General features: G+C 58.2%; 25 protein-coding genes and 1 pseudogene. 14 read left to right on the top strand and 12 right to left on the bottom strand.

Features of this window, described 5'->3' with window-relative positions; genetic code table 11:
- Positions 1–200 (top strand): annotated as a pseudogene (locus N687_RS25000) (hypothetical protein); the annotation flags it as partial.
- A 342-nt stretch (positions 201–542) separates the two neighbouring features.
- Positions 543–749, top strand: coding sequence for a helix-turn-helix domain-containing protein (locus tag N687_RS21730; protein ID WP_029423608.1), 207 nt, complete (start codon positions 543–545; stop codon positions 747–749).
- Positions 750–1,618: 869 nt separating this feature from the next.
- Here N687_RS21730 and N687_RS23580 read toward each other — a convergent pair.
- Entirely contained in the window at positions 1,619–2,416 is a 798-nt protein-coding gene (locus N687_RS23580; RefSeq protein WP_231493700.1) for a helix-turn-helix domain-containing protein, read from the bottom strand.
- Positions 2,417–2,694: 278 nt separating this feature from the next.
- Positions 2,695–2,913: a hypothetical protein gene (locus tag N687_RS0120330; RefSeq protein ID WP_029423596.1), complete on the bottom strand. Its 219-nt coding sequence runs from the start codon at positions 2,911–2,913 to the stop codon at positions 2,695–2,697.
- A 284-nt stretch (positions 2,914–3,197) separates the two neighbouring features.
- Between N687_RS0120330 and N687_RS0120340 the strand changes: the two genes are divergently transcribed.
- From N687_RS0120340 to N687_RS0120355, 4 genes are read left to right on the top strand one after another with little or no spacing between them, the layout of a single operon-like run.
- Entirely contained in the window at positions 3,198–3,602 is a 405-nt protein-coding gene (locus N687_RS0120340) for a hypothetical protein (protein ID WP_029423597.1), read from the top strand.
- The gene (locus N687_RS0120345; protein ID WP_029423598.1) at positions 3,599–3,799 is read left to right on the top strand and encodes a hypothetical protein; all 201 of its coding nucleotides are present in this window, start codon (positions 3,599–3,601) and stop codon (positions 3,797–3,799) included. The genes N687_RS0120340 and N687_RS0120345 overlap by 4 nt, the downstream gene beginning before the upstream one ends.
- Before the next feature lie 4 nt (positions 3,800–3,803).
- Complete coding sequence (locus N687_RS0120350) at positions 3,804–4,730, top strand: replication initiation factor domain-containing protein (protein WP_029423599.1); 927 nt, start codon at positions 3,804–3,806, stop codon at positions 4,728–4,730.
- A 6-nt stretch (positions 4,731–4,736) separates the two neighbouring features.
- A complete protein-coding gene (locus tag N687_RS0120355) occupies positions 4,737–4,988 on the top strand; it encodes a hypothetical protein (RefSeq protein ID WP_029423600.1) in 252 nt (83 codons plus the stop codon).
- A gap of 198 nt (positions 4,989–5,186) precedes the next feature.
- Here the strand turns inward: N687_RS0120355 and N687_RS0120360 are convergent, their stop codons facing one another.
- Genes N687_RS0120360 through N687_RS0120375 form a run of 4 tightly spaced genes read right to left on the bottom strand, consistent with a single transcriptional unit; the run spans position 5,187 to position 8,609 of the window.
- A complete protein-coding gene (locus N687_RS0120360) occupies positions 5,187–5,450 on the bottom strand; it encodes a hypothetical protein (protein ID WP_029423602.1) in 264 nt (87 codons plus the stop codon).
- Positions 5,447–6,748: a replicative DNA helicase gene (gene dnaB / locus N687_RS0120365; RefSeq protein ID WP_051663666.1), complete on the bottom strand. Its 1,302-nt coding sequence runs from the start codon at positions 6,746–6,748 to the stop codon at positions 5,447–5,449. Before dnaB (N687_RS0120365) ends, N687_RS0120360 begins: the two co-directional genes overlap by 4 nt.
- Positions 6,735–7,685: a helix-turn-helix domain-containing protein gene (locus tag N687_RS24240; protein ID WP_029423604.1), complete on the bottom strand. Its 951-nt coding sequence runs from the start codon at positions 7,683–7,685 to the stop codon at positions 6,735–6,737. Before N687_RS24240 ends, dnaB (N687_RS0120365) begins: the two co-directional genes overlap by 14 nt.
- Positions 7,686–7,703: 18 nt before the next feature.
- Complete coding sequence (locus N687_RS0120375; protein ID WP_035463569.1) at positions 7,704–8,609, bottom strand: helix-turn-helix domain-containing protein; 906 nt, start codon at positions 8,607–8,609, stop codon at positions 7,704–7,706.
- 366 nt (positions 8,610–8,975) lie between these two features.
- Here N687_RS0120375 and N687_RS0120380 point away from each other — a divergent pair, with 366 nt between their 5' ends.
- The 4 genes from N687_RS0120380 to N687_RS0120390 all read left to right on the top strand — a co-directional run bounded on the left by N687_RS0120380 (position 8,976) and on the right by N687_RS0120390 (position 11,027).
- On the top strand, positions 8,976–9,485 hold the full coding sequence (locus N687_RS0120380) for a DUF3967 domain-containing protein (RefSeq protein WP_029423606.1): 510 nt from the start codon (positions 8,976–8,978) through the stop codon (positions 9,483–9,485).
- A complete protein-coding gene (locus tag N687_RS24245; protein WP_156040303.1) occupies positions 9,464–9,985 on the top strand; it encodes a hypothetical protein in 522 nt (173 codons plus the stop codon). Before N687_RS0120380 ends, N687_RS24245 begins: the two co-directional genes overlap by 22 nt.
- Before the next feature lie 91 nt (positions 9,986–10,076).
- The gene (gene gvpU, locus N687_RS21750) at positions 10,077–10,478 is read left to right on the top strand and encodes a gas vesicle accessory protein GvpU (protein ID WP_035463571.1); all 402 of its coding nucleotides are present in this window, start codon (positions 10,077–10,079) and stop codon (positions 10,476–10,478) included.
- Between the two features lie 342 nt (positions 10,479–10,820).
- Positions 10,821–11,027, top strand: coding sequence for a helix-turn-helix domain-containing protein (locus tag N687_RS0120390; RefSeq protein WP_029423608.1), 207 nt, complete (start codon positions 10,821–10,823; stop codon positions 11,025–11,027).
- An 871-nt stretch (positions 11,028–11,898) separates the two neighbouring features.
- Here the strand turns inward: N687_RS0120390 and N687_RS23585 are convergent.
- Positions 11,899–12,696 carry a helix-turn-helix domain-containing protein gene (locus N687_RS23585; RefSeq protein WP_231493700.1) on the bottom strand — a complete coding sequence of 266 codons (798 nt, stop codon included), beginning with the start codon at positions 12,694–12,696 and terminating at the stop codon, positions 11,899–11,901.
- 278 nt (positions 12,697–12,974) lie between these two features.
- Positions 12,975–13,193, bottom strand: coding sequence for a hypothetical protein (locus N687_RS0120400; protein ID WP_029423596.1), 219 nt, complete (start codon positions 13,191–13,193; stop codon positions 12,975–12,977).
- A gap of 284 nt (positions 13,194–13,477) precedes the next feature.
- Between N687_RS0120400 and N687_RS0120410 the strand changes: the two genes are divergently transcribed.
- From N687_RS0120410 to N687_RS0120425, 4 genes are read left to right on the top strand one after another with little or no spacing between them, the layout of a single operon-like run.
- The gene (locus N687_RS0120410) at positions 13,478–13,882 is read left to right on the top strand and encodes a hypothetical protein (protein ID WP_029423597.1); all 405 of its coding nucleotides are present in this window, start codon (positions 13,478–13,480) and stop codon (positions 13,880–13,882) included.
- Positions 13,879–14,079 carry a hypothetical protein gene (locus N687_RS0120415; protein ID WP_029423598.1) on the top strand — a complete coding sequence of 67 codons (201 nt, stop codon included), beginning with the start codon at positions 13,879–13,881 and terminating at the stop codon, positions 14,077–14,079. The genes N687_RS0120410 and N687_RS0120415 overlap by 4 nt, the downstream gene beginning before the upstream one ends.
- Positions 14,080–14,083: 4 nt before the next feature.
- A complete protein-coding gene (locus tag N687_RS0120420) occupies positions 14,084–15,010 on the top strand; it encodes a replication initiation factor domain-containing protein (RefSeq protein WP_029423599.1) in 927 nt (308 codons plus the stop codon).
- A 6-nt stretch (positions 15,011–15,016) separates the two neighbouring features.
- Complete coding sequence (locus N687_RS0120425; RefSeq protein ID WP_029423600.1) at positions 15,017–15,268, top strand: hypothetical protein; 252 nt, start codon at positions 15,017–15,019, stop codon at positions 15,266–15,268.
- Positions 15,269–15,466: 198 nt separating this feature from the next.
- On the opposite strand, the gene N687_RS0120430 is transcribed toward N687_RS0120425, so the two are convergent.
- The 4 genes from N687_RS0120430 to N687_RS24560 form a co-directional block, all read right to left on the bottom strand.
- Positions 15,467–15,730, bottom strand: a complete 264-nt coding sequence (locus tag N687_RS0120430; protein ID WP_029423602.1) for a hypothetical protein — start codon at positions 15,728–15,730, stop codon at positions 15,467–15,469.
- Entirely contained in the window at positions 15,727–17,028 is a 1,302-nt protein-coding gene (gene dnaB, locus N687_RS0120435; RefSeq protein ID WP_051663666.1) for a replicative DNA helicase, read from the bottom strand. The genes N687_RS0120430 and dnaB (N687_RS0120435) overlap by 4 nt, the downstream gene beginning before the upstream one ends.
- Positions 17,015–17,962 (bottom strand): helix-turn-helix domain-containing protein, encoded by a 948-nt coding sequence (locus N687_RS24250; protein WP_029423609.1) that lies wholly within the window; start codon positions 17,960–17,962, stop codon positions 17,015–17,017. The genes dnaB (N687_RS0120435) and N687_RS24250 overlap by 14 nt, the downstream gene beginning before the upstream one ends.
- Before the next feature lie 18 nt (positions 17,963–17,980).
- Positions 17,981–18,166, bottom strand: a 186-nt coding sequence (locus N687_RS24560) for a hypothetical protein (RefSeq protein ID WP_029423610.1), incomplete at its 5' end; no start/stop codon positions are given.

The following is an 18,166-nucleotide window of genomic DNA, read 5'->3' on the forward strand; positions in this document are numbered from 1 at the left end:
AAGGCAATGCTGCTGAGGCATTTGGTAATGCGTTTGAACAACTTGCGGACGATATCTCCGAGACTGCTCAAGCTTCTTACATTCATCTCAGGAACGCCCGTATATGTGCACCAGGGCAAGCACCGATGCCGGCCGAAGGGAGCCTGTGGAGGGGTTCTCTCGCTTCGGTGGACGGATGGTACCTTGGAGAATTGAGATGACCAGACGGTGAGGTTCACATAAAAAGCCTTATCGGAGAGTACCAAAAACCGGAATCGCCGTTTCGTCTCAAATTCGGGCGTGAGCGGCGATTTTGCGTTTGACCAGGTCGCTCGCAAAAGCACCTCACGTACCAGGATTACCAAGTTCTTCAATCCCCGTTTTTCTCGCGTTTGCTTTCGTTTTCGCCCTTCTCCGCACCCTCATGTAACCGCTTTCTTTTGAGTTTTTCGTTGCCGACAGTTATAAACCCCTTGCCGCGTGTTCAAACGCCCCTCTACGGGCAAATTTGAGGCGTTTGTTTGGGTCTCAGACTGGCAACACTCCTAATAGGGGTGGTTGCCATGCGAGATGACCCAGCCAAGCGGCTGCGCGTGATCATGGCCGAGCGGGACGTGACGGTCCAGGAGCTGGCCTGGCGTGCAGGTGTGTCAGAGCGGACCATCACCGACCTGCGCCGGAACGGTTGGCGAAAGCCGCAGGCGGAGACCATGTACAGGATTGCAGAGGCCTTGCGTGTCCACGTAAACGATATATGGCCAACAGCGTGAGATTATGCCTTTTTCGCTGGAGGCGGAGAGATTCGTACGGATGGCGAAACAAGTGGTATGCATATACCATCAGTCGTGTGTAGTGATAATGATGTATAGCACACGACTGATAAAACGCTATGACACAAATTTTATGGGACCATTTTGGGTCCCCGATTTATTGTCTTGAACCCCCTTCGGGGATGGAATGGTCGTGTTTTTTGCTACAATCTTCCTTCGCGATCCTGAGCGGCCGCGCACGCTCCGCTCTGCAAGGTCTCCGCAGGCCTCCGGCCTTGGAGTCCGCCCGGGCTTCCTGCAGGCCTTCGCAGGCTTCCGGCCCTGGTGGCCTCCAGGAGGGCGCATAGACGGTTTCTGAAGGCCTCTGCGTGTCTCCGTCCCTGGTGGCTGCCTCGAGGCCTTCTGAAGGCCTCCGCAGGCCTCCGGCTCTGGAGGCCGCCCGGGAGCTCCTGCAGGCCTTCGCGTACCTGCCGGCCCTGGCGGCCTCCAGGAGTGCGCATGGACGGCTTCTGAAGGCCTCTGCGTGTCTCCGTCCCTGGTGGCTGCCTCGAGGCCTTCTGGAGGCCTCCGCAGGCCTCCAGCTCTGGAGGCCGCCACGCTAACTCTGTAGTACCGCTTTTTCACGGACGCGAGGTCTGCCTTTTCCTCGGCTCTGGTTTATCTCGTAGTACGCGAGGATTTCCTGACGTTCCTCCTCCGTGCTGCGCCACATGGTTTGACAGGCATCGCACTTCCAGCGCTTTGGCGGTCTCTTCTTGTAGTTACGCCGACGATGAACCGGGTGGATTTTCTTGCAGACGGGGCACTGCACGAATGGCCGGCCAGTCGTCGAGTACAGCAGCGACATGATACATCCCTCCTCGTCTGTATCAGCACTCCGGAAAGAGCTCGTAGAACGCCGCGTAGCGTTCATCTCGGACCCGCGCGCTCGGCGGCGTCGGTGGCGTCATTGGGAATGTGTCAGGTATCCAGTCCTCCCGCAGGGCCGCCTTGAGGGCTGCAATCGGACTCCGGAGACTCGTTAGGCCTGCAATCACGTCGATCTTCTCGCGCACCTTCTCGGCTCCGTACCGCTTAACCAGGTTGGCGATGGTCTTCGGGTTCACGTTCTCGCCGATTCGCTCTGTGTACTCCTGCACCAGCTCTTCGATGGAGGCCTCCTCACACACACGGGGTGTGTCTATTTCCTTCATGGGTTTCCTTATTGGGGTGTCATTAGTGTGTGTTCCTTCTGTGCTCTGTGAGAGCATAGGTATGTTCTGTGGGAGCATAGGTGTGTTCTCCTGGGACATAGGTATGCTCTCAGAGAGCATACCTTCTGGCGGGTATGGTCTGTCAGAGCATACCTTGCGTGGATCGGCATCCGCCGGGTGAACGATCGTGTAGAGGTTTGAGAAGTACTCACCGCTCTCCTTGCGACCACGGACCTCCTTAACGAGCAAGCCAGCAGCGATCAGCTCGTCAACAGCTCGACGAACGGTGGATTTACTGAAGCCCACTTCCTTTGCCATCGTTCCGTACCCAGGGAAACACTGTCCGTCACCGTCCGCACGTCGACACAGGTACACGTACACGGCTTTGGCGTATCCGGTGACATCTGCGTCGTAGATTGCGTCCGGAGCGCTGAAAAATCCCGTCGTCCATCCCTTTTGGATTCTGTCCGCCACAACGATCCCTCCCGTGCATGTCCCGCCGGGCAACGAAAAAAGCCCGGACGGTAAGCCTCCCGCCCAGGCCTGATTGAGTTAGTGCATTACATAGATCCGCTCGCGCTTGCAAAAGCCGCATCGATCTGCGACAATAAACACACGAAACCGCATAGTTGCGGATGGAATGGGTTGCGTGGCCTTGGCGGGTTGGGGCAACCCATTCCTATTTCGTGCGTTCGATCGAGTTACGCAAATTCTACCACAAGGACCACCAAAATTACTAGTCTTCCACCCGATTACGAGCGAAGCGTAGGGTACGTTTTCATCCTCATGTCGTCGTCCACAACTTCTTCGCCCCACTCGACGTAGGCAGCATGCAGAACCCAGGCAAGTGCAGCTTGATACCCGAGGTCGAACTCGCCTCTCTGCGTCCGCTCTTTGACCAGCTCGTACTCCTTCAGCACTTTTTCAAAAAACGTCTTCACCGACTTCGTCCGAATCGTTTCACCAGCCATTTTTATCAGCTCCTTCGTATACATGGTATACGATGTATACAAAGAAAGCAAGACCGTGGCCGAGACCTTCACTCTGTGGCAGGCCACGGTCTTTTTTGTCGGACGCGGAATACTGCCGAGCCGCGCCCTCATATGACAGGTGCAAAGGAGGTGATGGGGATGGCGACAATCACCATCGAGGTTGAGGTGGTATCCGTCCAGGAGGACACCGTTTTGGTCCGGGACTCTGAGGGGCACGAGTGGCTTGTGGACCGGCAGGACATCGACATCGAGGAGTGAGCAACATGATTCCTGAGTTCACCCTAACGGGAGCGGGCATTCTCGCGGGCGCCTACGTCCTGGTGAACTACCGGGAGGCGCGCCTGGTGCAGCGGGCAGCAAGGCATAGAGGGCTATGCGAACGAGACGCCAAGGGCAGGCCTCGCCCCTGGCGTCTGATTGGACAGCGGCGGGACAGGGAAGGCCTCACCATGCGCTTCAAAGTCCCGCCTGGAGTATCCTATGCGGACATCGTCTCGGATGATTCCCCCAACCGGCTCGTCCCGGCGCTGTGGGAGCTGTTTGGACCATGCGAAGTACGAAGAGACGAACCGGGGCAGATCGTGATCCAGGTGCCAGCGCACTCCCCTGCCCCGCGTCTGTTAGACGCTAGGGGCAGGGGAGTGGCTGGCGGAGGTCTCGCGTCGTGAATCCGTATACCGTCTTTAAAGCTGCATCTGACCTTGGCAAAGCCATCGGCATCGCGGCGGCGCAGGCGAGCCATTCGCCCGAGGCGTGGAGCCTCGCGAAGGCGGCTGCGGCGGTGCCCGGGCTCATCGTCGGGGCCGGGAAGGTGGCGCTTGGCGTCGGCGGGGCGATTCTCATCAGCTCGTTCTTCGGGTGGTGACGGAATGAGCGAACGAGACGACGCTCCCAACTTTGGTAACACGGGAGCAGAAACTCCGGCCGAGCCCCGCGCCCTGGTGGATTGGGTGTCCATCACGTTCCCCTGGGACGACCCAGGCCGCGCCATCCAGGCCATCGGCCTCGAGGCCGACCGGCCTGAAAGGGAGGGCCGGGGACGCCACGGTTACCGGTTCATGCTCGACTTTGGGGACGCCTGGGTGATGTGGGGCGGACGGGACGGGATGGGTGTCCACGCCGTTCTCTCCGGGGACGGGTGCCGCCGGATGGAGCAAAAAGCCGGCTGGAAGGAAAGTCTTGCCACGTGGAGGAGCCTGCGAGGCCGTATACGCCGTTTGGATGTGGCGCTCGACGTATATCACTTGGACGTCGCAAAACGGGCCTCAGAAGCCATCCTGGGCGGTCTGGTGAAGACCCGCTGGAGAGCGTACCAGATTGTCCAGTCCGGGTCTGTCCACGGGGACACCCGGGAAGGGCTCACGGTGTACTTCGGGAGCCCGCAGAGTCTTGTCCGTTGCAGGCTCTACGACAAAGCGGCGCAGATGGGCACCGATGGGACCTGGCACCGCATCGAGCTGCAGACACGAGACGAGCGGGCAGAGGCCGTCGCGGAGCACGTCGCCGCCGGCCGGCCAATTGGGGAGCTGCTGGCGGGAATCCTCCGCCACTATCTCACGATCCAGGCCGAGTGGTGGGAGGAGCTCCTAGGGAAAACGGAAAGCATTGTCCTGGCTACTGAGCGGCCGGCGAGGAAGATTGACGAGGTGCGCGATTGGTTCGTGCGGAATATGGCACCGACCCTGTCGCTCGTCTTTGAGCACCAGGGCGGGGACGTCGATTGGCTGTATGACATCATCCACCAGGGGCGCGCACGCCGAACGGTGCGCCAGCAAAACTTACTCAATCAGGAGTGAGGCAAGATGGAGGTCACATTGAATGCGCTCATCTGCGGGCTTCGTGAAGTCAGCGCAAAAGATGGCCGTAAATACTTCTTTGTCGATTGGTACTGCGGCGGGGCACACAGCAGCATCATCGATCCGGACAAAGTCGAGCCCTACAAGACACTGGCGGCCCGCCTCGTGACCATGCGCGTCCGCATCGAGGAGGGTCGGGACCGAGTGAACTACCGCATCCTCGACATCCAGCCGGTTCCCGCTCGGCAAGCCGTTTAGGAGTGAGTGGCCCCTGATTACCGCCCTGAGCGGTTTCTCAGGGGCCTCTCGCGCACATCAGCGCGGCCGCGCACTCAACCTGGAGAGTCCAAACACGACCGCGACAACGACAGCGTAAACAAACACGGCGTGCAGCATGGCATTTTCTCCCCCACGTGTGATAAGGTTGGGCATGGGGTTAGGCATTTTGGATTTCGGTCACCGCCGTTCCAGACCGGCGGCCTGATCTTCTGGTGTCAGGGTCATCATCGCCCGATGGCCCTGTCTTCTTGCCTTTTGCCAGCTCATCAGCACCGCCATTGCATCTATCCACACTTGCACGTCCGCGCCTGTCTCAACCATGTCCCGCTGCATCATCAGAGCCCTTCGGATTGCTGCAGCTGGGCAGCTGCCTCGTTTGATGACGTCCTTCATCGTTTTCTCAATCACGGACGGCACAACCGGCGTCTGACTCGCTTTCATGCGCCTCTCACCTCCTGGAAGACCTGAGTTTCTTTCGAAAACGCAAGCTTCGCGGTGCCTATCGGGCCGTTGCGCTGCTTGCCGATGATCACCTCGACAATCCCGGGCGTGTCTGTGTTCGGGTTGTAGTACTCGTCCCGGTAGAGAAACATGATGACATCGGCGTCCTGCTCAATCTGGCCGCTCTCACGGATGTCGGCGAGCGTCGGCCGCTTGTCTTGGCGCTGCTCGACGGCCCGGCTGAGCTGAGCCAATGCCACCACACAGCAGTTCATCTCCTTCGCGATGGCCTTGAGCTCCCGGCTGACTTCCCCGACCTCCTCCGTCCGACTGCGACCGCGCTGAGTTTGAATCAGCTGCATATAATCGACAAAGACCACCATGCGTTTATCGGCAGGAAGTTTCCGCGCCAGGCGTCGAAGCTTCGCCCGGATGTAGGCTGTCGAGACGTTCGCCTGCGTATCAACGAAAAGGTTTCTCGCCTCAAGCCGTGCGAAGGCCTGCGTCAGTTTTGGCCAGTCGCTGTCCTGGATTCGTCCGTGATGGATGCTGTACAGTGGCACACCGCCTTCTGACGCCACCAGCCTGTCCGCAATCGAGTCATCGCCCATCTCAAGGCTGAACACTACCGCGACGTCATTTAACGAGGCCGCTCGCGCCGTGTGCAGCATGAATGCCGTCTTGCCCATGCTTGGCCGTGCTGCGACGACACAAAGCGTCTGTGGACGCCACCCGCCGGTGTAGGCATTCAGCTGCCTGAACCCGGTGTTTATGCCCACTAGCCCTTTTTGTTTGTATCTCTCCTCGAGTACCTGTACGTGATCGCGCAGGATGTCGCCGATGTGCCGTGGTCCGCTCGTCTCGGTTTCCTGAGATTCAATCTGTGCGATGGCCTTCTCAACCTCGGCCATCTCGTTATCCCCGATCTCGTCAGCCATCATCGCGATCTCTTGGAGCCGCATTGCTGCCTTTTGGAGACGGCGACGCTTGGCATTCTGGCGGATTTGGTGTGCGAGCTCCTTTGCGGCCCAGGGCTGCGCGTATGTGACGTTGAGAGCGACAGCCAGGTATTGAGGGTCCAGGCTACGGGCCAGTTTCTCACCGACTAAGACGTTACTGACGGGCTTTCCTTGCTCGTACAGTGACGTCACCGTCTGATAGACCAGGGCGTTTCGCTCATCCTCGAAGTCCGCTGGGCTAAGGTCAATCTCATCGAGCAGCGTCGGCCTGTCGAGCAGGGTTGCGATCATTGTCAGTTCTGCCGTCCGAACGGAAGCTTGGTCATCACCATGCCACATGTGCCATCTCTCCTTCCTCGAGGGCCGCGGCAACTTCTGGAGCCAATCCCTCCGGAATGTACCGGCCTGGATTGTCTGACGCCGCTCTTGTTCGTTTGGCATGAGGGAAGTCAATCGGCGCCACGCTCTCGCGCTTGGCGAGCTCCTTGCCCCATAGGTCAGTGATGACCTTAGCGCAATAGCGGAAGGTGCTGATGTCCGGATTACGCTCGAAAGCCCTGTCGATACCTGTCAGGATGAAATCCAGCGGAATGCCACTTGCAAGGAGCTGTTTGAGGGCCTTATAGTCTTCGCGCTTCACGATAAATCGCTTGCCCGTGTGCTGAATCATACGGATCTCGACCGCTTGGCAGGCTTCTTCAACGTCGCTCGCAAAAACAGCGCTGATCGGCGGCGGCGTCGAAGCAGAGCTGCGTGGTTCCTCGTTGCCCACGTGGATCTCCAGACTATCGCCGCTGCTGCTAGTATTGTTCACTTGGTTATGTTCAAAGTGATCATGTTCCTGGGGTGCACCGTGTGCACCCCCCCCGGTGCATGCTGTGCACCCCCCCGGTGCACCGTGTGCACCCCCCCTCGGTGCATGCTGTGCGCTCGCGTGTTCGTCTTGCCCTTGGTGAGACCGTGGCTGCGGTGTCACAATCGTGTACTCGTTTGATGTCTGACGCATCTCGCCTGTCTTCGTTGCCTCAAAGCGTTGGTTCACCTGGAGTAAGCCTTTATCCACGAGAGACCTGATGCAATACTGAGCCTTGCGCTCGCTCATGCGACCGAATTGGGCAATCCGCCGGATGCTCGGAAAGGATGTGCCCTCAAAACTCGCATGTGCGAGGAGAACAAAGTACACAGATTGCTCGTAGATTGTCAGGTCTTCCAGAAATACCGACGCAGGAACAGAGAAGTGATAGTTTGTCGCCCGCAAAGTACCTTGGAACTCCATGTCCCGCACACCCACCTCTCAGTTCGCGCCTGCACCAAATGCGGTTCGTGTATTGCCGAGCTCCAGGACGAACGAATGATCCTTCACGTCCGTCGAGGTGGTGTCATGCGGGCAGCGCACCAGGTACTTCTTGCCCCCGACCTGGAGTTCGTCATAGTGATCGCCGTCGTAGCGAATGCGAGCTCTTACCGTCATCGGCTTGGAGCCTGGCTTTAGGAGGTCTCCGGCTTTCCCTGCTTTTCGCAGCTGATCGCCGAGAACGCTACGATGCAGCTCATACAGCGTCTCGTTGGCGCCAATGGCCGCTGCATTTCGCTTACTGGCTTGATTGCGGCCGCCCTGCACATCGTCTTCGTTTCCCTTGATGTTGTCGCGGTAATCGTCCGGAACCGGAACGCCATGCCTCCGGGCCCACTCGTCAACCTCTGCCGTGATGGCGTCCAGCAGGCTGGCGTACTCGTCAGAATGCTCCTCCTCCGACCAGTCCATCACCGCCCGGCGAACATGCTCCAAAAGGCACAGCATCTTGTCATTCCAGGGCTCATCGCGATGGGAACGCAACGGCAGATCGTCCATGCCCTCACGGATCGGCTTGTGCGCCTGAACCTTGGGTTGTAGTGCCGCGATTAAGGCCTGCAAATCCTCCTGTCTGATGCCCGATGCTTTAGAGCCGGGCACATGGGGCGTTGGAAGCTTCTCCGGATCGTCGTCCTCGTCCCGCGTGAAGTAGTCGGCAGGCACGTCGAGCGATCTTGCAATCGGCATCAGTGTCCTGTCGGTCACCACGTCCCAGTAATCAGGGTCCGTCTCCAACCGCCTGATTGTCGCGAAACTGACGCCCGACGCTTGAGCCAACTTTTGTTGCGACAATCCGTTCGCGTACCGCAGTCTTTTGAGCCTTTGAGCTGCCACGATTCCATCCATCATGAGCACATCCTTTCTGAGATTTGATTTGTTGCGCTTCAGCACAACATGAGCGATGATGTAATATCTCTGCGTTGAGACGAGTCTACGATGAGCGCAAGATGGTTGCAAGGTACTGCCATCGTTGTAATTTCCAGGAGAAAATAGACCAAGTAACTCATAAAATCGGCAAGCCGCTCAGTAAATCGGCAAGGTGTTATTTTTCCTGGAAATGTGAAATTTCTGTGACAAGGGAACTATTTTTCGTGGCCGACATGGCCGGATCGTGGCCGCGGCCATGACCGTGGCCGCCGAAAATCCTTGGTGTGTACGGCTTTTTTGACTCGTGGCCGAATGACGGCTTTGTGCCGGTCATGGGAGGATATCATGGAGCATTGGCTGACCATCCCTGATGTGGAGAAGCAGACGCGGATTCCCGAACGGACGATCCGCCGCTATTTGACCTTGCACGGACATCACGTGCAGACCAGGAAGCAGGGGCGGAGTCTCCTGGTTTCTGACCAGTCGGTCCCGGTGCTTATTCAGATCCGCGACTGGTATGCGGCCGGCTGGAACGCCGAACGGGTCGAGGAAGCATTGTCTCAGAGTGGCCTACCGGTGACGGTCACGATTGACGGCCACGAGTCGGCCATGACCGTGGCAGAGGCCTTACAGGGACTGCAAACACACGTGGCCGCGGCCATGACCGCCATGGCCGAAGAGATGGCCGCGCTGCGCCGCGAAGTGGCTGCAACCCGGGAGGAAAACGAACGTCTGCGGAGCTTTCTTGAAGAGCGACTCGAGGAACGCGACCGCCAGCTGATGGAGGCATTACGGGAGATCCAGGAGAGGAAATCCGAACGAAAAATCCCGCGTTGGAAGTTCTGGAGCAAATGAGGAGGTCGCAGCTCAGCGATCCGAACCATGGCCATTATGTGGTCCGGAAGCTGGCCGGAACATGGTCCCCCACACATCCAGAAATCCTTGTGGTGGCAAGCATTGTCGAGGTGAATTACGATGCCATAGGCGGGTGGCATCCACGTCACAACGGCCCTGCAATGTGGGAAGACGCAAAAGGAGAGACTGCATTGACCTTAGAAACGAGACTGTTTCGATTCGACCCGGAACGCTTCATGAAATTCGTGCAAGCCTATAACATGGACTTTACTGATGAGGACTTTCACAAGGGACTGGAGGACCTGATTCGGAACGGTATCATCCGATCCGACTCAACCGGCCGAATTGAATTTGTGTACAGGTATCCGGAGGGACATCAACTCGGTGGAGACGATGTTGTCCTGCCCCGTGACGTTACAAACCACAACTTAAACTTTGAGGCAAAGTTTCTTTACATGTACCTTTGTTGCTACTCCGAGCATCTGGCTGTCTCGAATTAACCGTTGCCTACGAATTTTACACAGATATTAAAAATTTTTCGCCTATAGACTACAATGAATCAAAAGATACCACTAATAGGAGGCGCGACCAATGGACGTAGACAATGAAGCCCAACCGACTTTTCCCGCTCTCAAAACACAAGATCAGCTTCTTACTGCGTTCGTGAATGCAGCAAATAATCATGGACTGGAACTAAGCGTAACACTAACGGTTAAAGGTGTCGTCGTGAGTGGTACGCTAATTAGTGCCAAGCAATTTTTGAGAGAACTTGGTTCAATTACGAAGGGCGCCAAAGGCAATGCTGCTGAGGCATTTGGTAATGCGTTTGAACAACTTGCGGACGATATCTCCGAGACTGCTCAAGCTTCTTACATTCATCTCAGGAACGCCCGTATATGTGCACCAGGGCAAGCACCGATGCCGGCCGAAGGGAGCCTGTGGAGGGGTTCTCTCGCTTCGGTGGACGGATGGTACCTTGGAGAATTGAGATGACCAGACGGTGAGGTTCACATAAAAAGCCTTATCGGAGAGTACCAAAAACCGGAATCGCCGTTTCGTCTCAAATTCGGGCGTGAGCGGCGATTTTGCGTTTGACCAGGTCGCTCGCAAAAGCACCTCACGTACCAGGATTACCAAGTTCTTCAATCCCCGTTTTTCTCGCGTTTGCTTTCGTTTTCGCCCTTCTCCGCACCCTCATGTAACCGCTTTCTTTTGAGTTTTTCGTTGCCGACAGTTATAAACCCCTTGCCGCGTGTTCAAACGCCCCTCTACGGGCAAATTTGAGGCGTTTGTTTGGGTCTCAGACTGGCAACACTCCTAATAGGGGTGGTTGCCATGCGAGATGACCCAGCCAAGCGGCTGCGCGTGATCATGGCCGAGCGGGACGTGACGGTCCAGGAGCTGGCCTGGCGTGCAGGTGTGTCAGAGCGGACCATCACCGACCTGCGCCGGAACGGTTGGCGAAAGCCGCAGGCGGAGACCATGTACAGGATTGCAGAGGCCTTGCGTGTCCACGTAAACGATATATGGCCAACAGCGTGAGATTATGCCTTTTTCGCTGGAGGCGGAGAGATTCGTACGGATGGCGAAACAAGTGGTATGCATATACCATCAGTCGTGTGTAGTGATAATGATGTATAGCACACGACTGATAAAACGCTATGACACAAATTTTATGGGACCATTTTGGGTCCCCGATTTATTGTCTTGAACCCCCTTCGGGGATGGAATGGTCGTGTTTTTTGCTACAATCTTCCTTCGCGATCCTGAGCGGCCGCGCACGCTCCGCTCTGCAAGGTCTCCGCAGGCCTCCGGCCTTGGAGTCCGCCCGGGGCTTCCTGCAGGCCTTCGCAGGCTTCCGGCCCTGGTGGCCTCCAGGAGGGCGCATAGACGGTTTCTGAAGGCCTCTGCGTGTCTCCGTCCCTGGTGGCTGCCTCGAGGCCTTCTGAAGGCCTCCGCAGGCCTCCGGCTCTGGAGGCCGCCCGGGGAGCTCCTGCAGGCCTTCGCGTACCTGCCGGCCCTGGCGGCCTCCAGGAGTGCGCATGGACGGCTTCTGAAGGCCTCTGCGTGTCTCCGTCCCTGGTGGCTGCCTCGAGGCCTTCTGGAGGCCTCCGCAGGCCTCCAGCTCTGGAGGCCGCCACGCTAACTCTGTAGTACCGCTTTTTCACGGACGCGAGGTCTGCCTTTTCCTCGGCTCTGGTTTATCTCGTAGTACGCGAGGATTTCCTGACGTTCCTCCTCCGTGCTGCGCCACATGGTTTGACAGGCATCGCACTTCCAGCGCTTTGGCGGTCTCTTCTTGTAGTTACGCCGACGATGAACCGGGTGGATTTTCTTGCAGACGGGGCACTGCACGAATGGCCGGCCAGTCGTCGAGTACAGCAGCGACATGATACATCCCTCCTCGTCTGTATCAGCACTCCGGAAAGAGCTCGTAGAACGCCGCGTAGCGTTCATCTCGGACCCGCGCGCTCGGCGGCGTCGGTGGCGTCATTGGGAATGTGTCAGGTATCCAGTCCTCCCGCAGGGCCGCCTTGAGGGCTGCAATCGGACTCCGGAGACTCGTTAGGCCTGCAATCACGTCGATCTTCTCGCGCACCTTCTCGGCTCCGTACCGCTTAACCAGGTTGGCGATGGTCTTCGGGTTCACGTTCTCGCCGATTCGCTCTGTGTACTCCTGCACCAGCTCTTCGATGGAGGCCTCCTCACACACACGGGGTGTGTCTATTTCCTTCATGGGTTTCCTTATTGGGGTGTCATTAGTGTGTGTTCCTTCTGTGCTCTGTGAGAGCATAGGTATGTTCTGTGGGAGCATAGGTGTGTTCTCCTGGGACATAGGTATGCTCTCAGAGAGCATACCTTCTGGCGGGTATGGTCTGTCAGAGCATACCTTGCGTGGATCGGCATCCGCCGGGTGAACGATCGTGTAGAGGTTTGAGAAGTACTCACCGCTCTCCTTGCGACCACGGACCTCCTTAACGAGCAAGCCAGCAGCGATCAGCTCGTCAACAGCTCGACGAACGGTGGATTTACTGAAGCCCACTTCCTTTGCCATCGTTCCGTACCCAGGGAAACACTGTCCGTCACCGTCCGCACGTCGACACAGGTACACGTACACGGCTTTGGCGTATCCGGTGACATCTGCGTCGTAGATTGCGTCCGGAGCGCTGAAAAATCCCGTCGTCCATCCCTTTTGGATTCTGTCCGCCACAACGATCCCTCCCGTGCATGTCCCGCCGGGCAACGAAAAAAGCCCGGACGGTAAGCCTCCCGCCCAGGCCTGATTGAGTTAGTGCATTACATAGATCCGCTCGCGCTTGCAAAAGCCGCATCGATCTGCGACAATAAACACACGAAACCGCATAGTTGCGGATGGAATGGGTTGCGTGGCCTTGGCGGGTTGGGGCAACCCATTCCTATTTCGTGCGTTCGATCGAGTTACGCAAATTCTACCACAAGGACCACCAAAATTACTAGTCTTCCACCCGATTACGAGCGAAGCGTAGGGTACGTTTTCATCCTCATGTCGTCGTCCACAACTTCTTCGCCCCACTCGACGTAGGCAGCATGCAGAACCCAGGCAAGTGCAGCTTGATACCCGAGGTCGAACTCGCCTCTCTGCGTCCGCTCTTTGACCAGCTCGTACTCCTTCAGCACTTTTTCAAAAAACGTCTTCACCGACTTCGTCCGAATCGTTTCACCAGCCATTTTTATCAGCTCCTTCGTATACATGGTATACGATGTATACAAAGAAAGCAAGACCGTGGCCGAGACCTTCACTCTGTGGCAGGCCACGGTCTTTTTTGTCGGACGCGGAATACTGCCGAGCCGCGCCCTCATATGACAGGTGCAAAGGAGGTGATGGGGATGGCGACAATCACCATCGAGGTTGAGGTGGTATCCGTCCAGGAGGACACCGTTTTGGTCCGGGACTCTGAGGGGCACGAGTGGCTTGTGGACCGGCAGGACATCGACATCGAGGAGTGAGCAACATGATTCCTGAGTTCACCCTAACGGGAGCGGGCATTCTCGCGGGCGCCTACGTCCTGGTGAACTACCGGGAGGCGCGCCTGGTGCAGCGGGCAGCAAGGCATAGAGGGCTATGCGAACGAGACGCCAAGGGCAGGCCTCGCCCCTGGCGTCTGATTGGACAGCGGCGGGACAGGGAAGGCCTCACCATGCGCTTCAAAGTCCCGCCTGGAGTATCCTATGCGGACATCGTCTCGGATGATTCCCCCAACCGGCTCGTCCCGGCGCTGTGGGAGCTGTTTGGACCATGCGAAGTACGAAGAGACGAACCGGGGCAGATCGTGATCCAGGTGCCAGCGCACTCCCCTGCCCCGCGTCTGTTAGACGCTAGGGGCAGGGGAGTGGCTGGCGGAGGTCTCGCGTCGTGAATCCGTATACCGTCTTTAAAGCTGCATCTGACCTTGGCAAAGCCATCGGCATCGCGGCGGCGCAGGCGAGCCATTCGCCCGAGGCGTGGAGCCTCGCGAAGGCGGCTGCGGCGGTGCCCGGGCTCATCGTCGGGGCCGGGAAGGTGGCGCTTGGCGTCGGCGGGGCGATTCTCATCAGCTCGTTCTTCGGGTGGTGACGGAATGAGCGAACGAGACGACGCTCCCAACTTTGGTAACACGGGAGCAGAAACTCCGGCCGAGCCCCGCGCCCTGGTGGATTGGGTGTCCATCACGTTCCCCTGGGACGACCCAGGCCGCGCCATCCAGGCCATCGGCCTCGAGGCCGACCGGCCTGAAAGGGAGGGCCGGGGACGCCACGGTTACCGGTTCATGCTCGACTTTGGGGACGCCTGGGTGATGTGGGGCGGACGGGACGGGATGGGTGTCCACGCCGTTCTCTCCGGGGACGGGTGCCGCCGGATGGAGCAAAAAGCCGGCTGGAAGGAAAGTCTTGCCACGTGGAGGAGCCTGCGAGGCCGTATACGCCGTTTGGATGTGGCGCTCGACGTATATCACTTGGACGTCGCAAAACGGGCCTCAGAAGCCATCCTGGGCGGTCTGGTGAAGACCCGCTGGAGAGCGTACCAGATTGTCCAGTCCGGGTCTGTCCACGGGGACACCCGGGAAGGGCTCACGGTGTACTTCGGGAGCCCGCAGAGTCTTGTCCGTTGCAGGCTCTACGACAAAGCGGCGCAGATGGGCACCGATGGGACCTGGCACCGCATCGAGCTGCAGACACGAGACGAGCGGGCAGAGGCCGTCGCGGAGCACGTCGCCGCCGGCCGGCCAATTGGGGAGCTGCTGGCGGGAATCCTCCGCCACTATCTCACGATCCAGGCCGAGTGGTGGGAGGAGCTCCTAGGGAAAACGGAAAGCATTGTCCTGGCTACTGAGCGGCCGGCGAGGAAGATTGACGAGGTGCGCGATTGGTTCGTGCGGAATATGGCACCGACCCTGTCGCTCGTCTTTGAGCACCAGGGCGGGGACGTCGATTGGCTGTATGACATCATCCACCAGGGGCGCGCACGCCGAACGGTGCGCCAGCAAAACTTACTCAATCAGGAGTGAGGCAAGATGGAGGTCACATTGAATGCGCTCATCTGCGGGCTTCGTGAAGTCAGCGCAAAAGATGGCCGTAAATACTTCTTTGTCGATTGGTACTGCGGCGGGGCACACAGCAGCATCATCGATCCGGACAAAGTCGAGCCCTACAAGACACTGGCGGCCCGCCTCGTGACCATGCGCGTCCGCATCGAGGAGGGTCGGGACCGAGTGAACTACCGCATCCTCGACATCCAGCCGGTTCCCGCTCGGCAAGCCGTTTAGGAGTGAGTGGCCCCTGATTACCGCCCTGAGCGGTTTCTCAGGGGCCTCTCGCGCACATCAGCGCGGCCGCGCACTCAACCTGGAGAGTCCAAACACGACCGCGACAACGACAGCGTAAACAAACACGGCGTGCAGCATGGCATTTTCTCCCCCACGTGTGATAAGGTTGGGCATGGGGTTAGGCATTTTGGATTTCGGTCACCGCCGTTCCAGACCGGCGGCCTGATCTTCTGGTGTCAGGGTCATCATCGCCCGATGGCCCTGTCTTCTTGCCTTTTGCCAGCTCATCAGCACCGCCATTGCATCTATCCACACTTGCACGTCCGCGCCTGTCTCAACCATGTCCCGCTGCATCATCAGAGCCCTTCGGATTGCTGCAGCTGGGCAGCTGCCTCGTTTGATGACGTCCTTCATCGTTTTCTCAATCACGGACGGCACAACCGGCGTCTGACTCGCTTTCATGCGCCTCTCACCTCCTGGAAGACCTGAGTTTCTTTCGAAAACGCAAGCTTCGCGGTGCCTATCGGGCCGTTGCGCTGCTTGCCGATGATCACCTCGACAATCCCGGGCGTGTCTGTGTTCGGGTTGTAGTACTCGTCCCGGTAGAGAAACATGATGACATCGGCGTCCTGCTCAATCTGGCCGCTCTCACGGATGTCGGCGAGCGTCGGCCGCTTGTCTTGGCGCTGCTCGACGGCCCGGCTGAGCTGAGCCAATGCCACCACACAGCAGTTCATCTCCTTCGCGATGGCCTTGAGCTCCCGGCTGACTTCCCCGACCTCCTCCGTCCGACTGCGACCGCGCTGAGTTTGAATCAGCTGCATATAATCGACAAAGACCACCATGCGTTTATCGGCAGGAAGTTTCCGCGCCAGGCGTCGAAGCTTCGCCCGGATGTAGGCTGTCGAGACGTTCGCCTGCGTATCAACGAAAAGGTTTCTCGCCTCAAGCCGTGCGAAGGCCTGCGTCAGTTTTGGCCAGTCGCTGTCCTGGATTCGTCCGTGATGGATGCTGTACAGTGGCACACCGCCTTCTGACGCCACCAGCCTGTCCGCAATCGAGTCATCGCCCATCTCAAGGCTGAACACTACCGCGACGTCATTTAACGAGGCCGCTCGCGCCGTGTGCAGCATGAATGCCGTCTTGCCCATGCTTGGCCGTGCTGCGACGACACAAAGCGTCTGTGGACGCCACCCGCCGGTGTAGGCATTCAGCTGCCTGAACCCGGTGTTTATGCCCACTAGCCCTTTTTGTTTGTATCTCTCCTCGAGTACCTGTACGTGATCGCGCAGGATGTCGCCGATGTGCCGTGGTCCGCTCGTCTCGGTTTCCTGAGATTCAATCTGTGCGATGGCCTTCTCAACCTCGGCCATCTCGTTATCCCCGATCTCGTCAGCCATCATCGCGATCTCTTGGAGCCGCATTGCTGCCTTTTGGAGACGGCGACGCTTGGCATTCTGGCGGATTTGGTGTGCGAGCTCCTTTGCGGCCCAGGGCTGCGCGTATGTGACGTTGAGAGCGACAGCCAGGTATTGAGGGTCCAGGCTACGGGCCAGTTTCTCACCGACTAAGACGTTACTGACGGGCTTTCCTTGCTCGTACAGTGACGTCACCGTCTGATAGACCAGGGCGTTTCGCTCATCCTCGAAGTCCGCTGGGCTAAGGTCAATCTCATCGAGCAGCGTCGGCCTGTCGAGCAGGGTTGCGATCATTGTCAGTTCTGCCGTCCGAACGGAAGCTTGGTCATCACCATGCCACATGTGCCATCTCTCCTTCCTCGAGGGCCGCGGCAACTTCTGGAGCCAATCCCTCCGGAATGTACCGGCCTGGATTGTCTGACGCCGCTCTTGTTCGTTTGGCATGAGGGAAGTCAATCGGCGCCACGCTCTCGCGCTTGGCGAGCTCCTTGCCCCATAGGTCAGTGATGACCTTAGCGCAATAGCGGAAGGTGCTGATGTCCGGATTACGCTCGAAAGCCCTGTCGATACCTGTCAGGATGAAATCCAGCGGAATGCCACTTGCAAGGAGCTGTTTGAGGGCCTTATAGTCTTCGCGCTTCACGATAAATCGCTTGCCCGTGTGCTGAATCATACGGATCTCGACCGCTTGGCAGGCTTCTTCAACGTCGCTCGCAAAAACAGCGCTGATCGGCGGCGGCGTCGAAGCAGAGCTGCGTGGTTCCTCGTTGCCCACGTGGATCTCCAGACTATCGCCGCTGCTGCTAGTATTGTTCACTTGGTTATGTTCAAAGTGATCATGTTCCTGGGGTGCACCGTGTGCACCCCCCCGGTGCATGCTGTGCACCCCCCGGTGCACCGTGTGCACCCCCCTCGGTGCATGCTGTGCGCTCGCGTGTTCGTCTTGCCCTTGGTGAGACCGTGGCTGCGGTGTCACAATCGTGTACTCGTTTGATGTCTGACGCATCTCGCCTGTCTTCGTTGCCTCAAAGCGTTGGTTCACCTGGAGTAAGCCTTTATCCACGAGAGACCTGATGCAATACTGAGCCTTGCGCTCGCTCATGCGACCGAATTGGGCAATCCGCCGGATGCTCGGAAAGGATGTGCCCTCAAAACTCGCATGTGCGAGGAGAACAAAGTACACAGATTGCTCGTAGATTGTCAGGTCTTCCAGAAATACCGACGCAGGAACAGAGAAGTGATAGTTTGTCGCCCGCAAAGTACCTTGGAACTCCATGTCCCGCACACCCACCTCTCAGTTCGCGCCTGCACCAAATGCGGTTCGTGTATTGCCGAGCTCCAGGACGAACGAATGATCCTTCACGTCCGTCGAGGTGGTGTCATGCGGGCAGCGCACCAGGTACTTCTTGCCCCCGACCTGGAGTTCGTCATAGTGATCGCCGTCGTAGCGAATGCGAGCTCTTACCGTCATCGGCTTGGA

Origin of the sequence: Alicyclobacillus macrosporangiidus CPP55 (genome assembly GCF_000702485.1) — a bacterium.
GTDB classification, from domain to species: Bacteria; Bacillota; Bacilli; order Alicyclobacillales; family Alicyclobacillaceae; genus Alicyclobacillus_H; species Alicyclobacillus_H macrosporangiidus_B.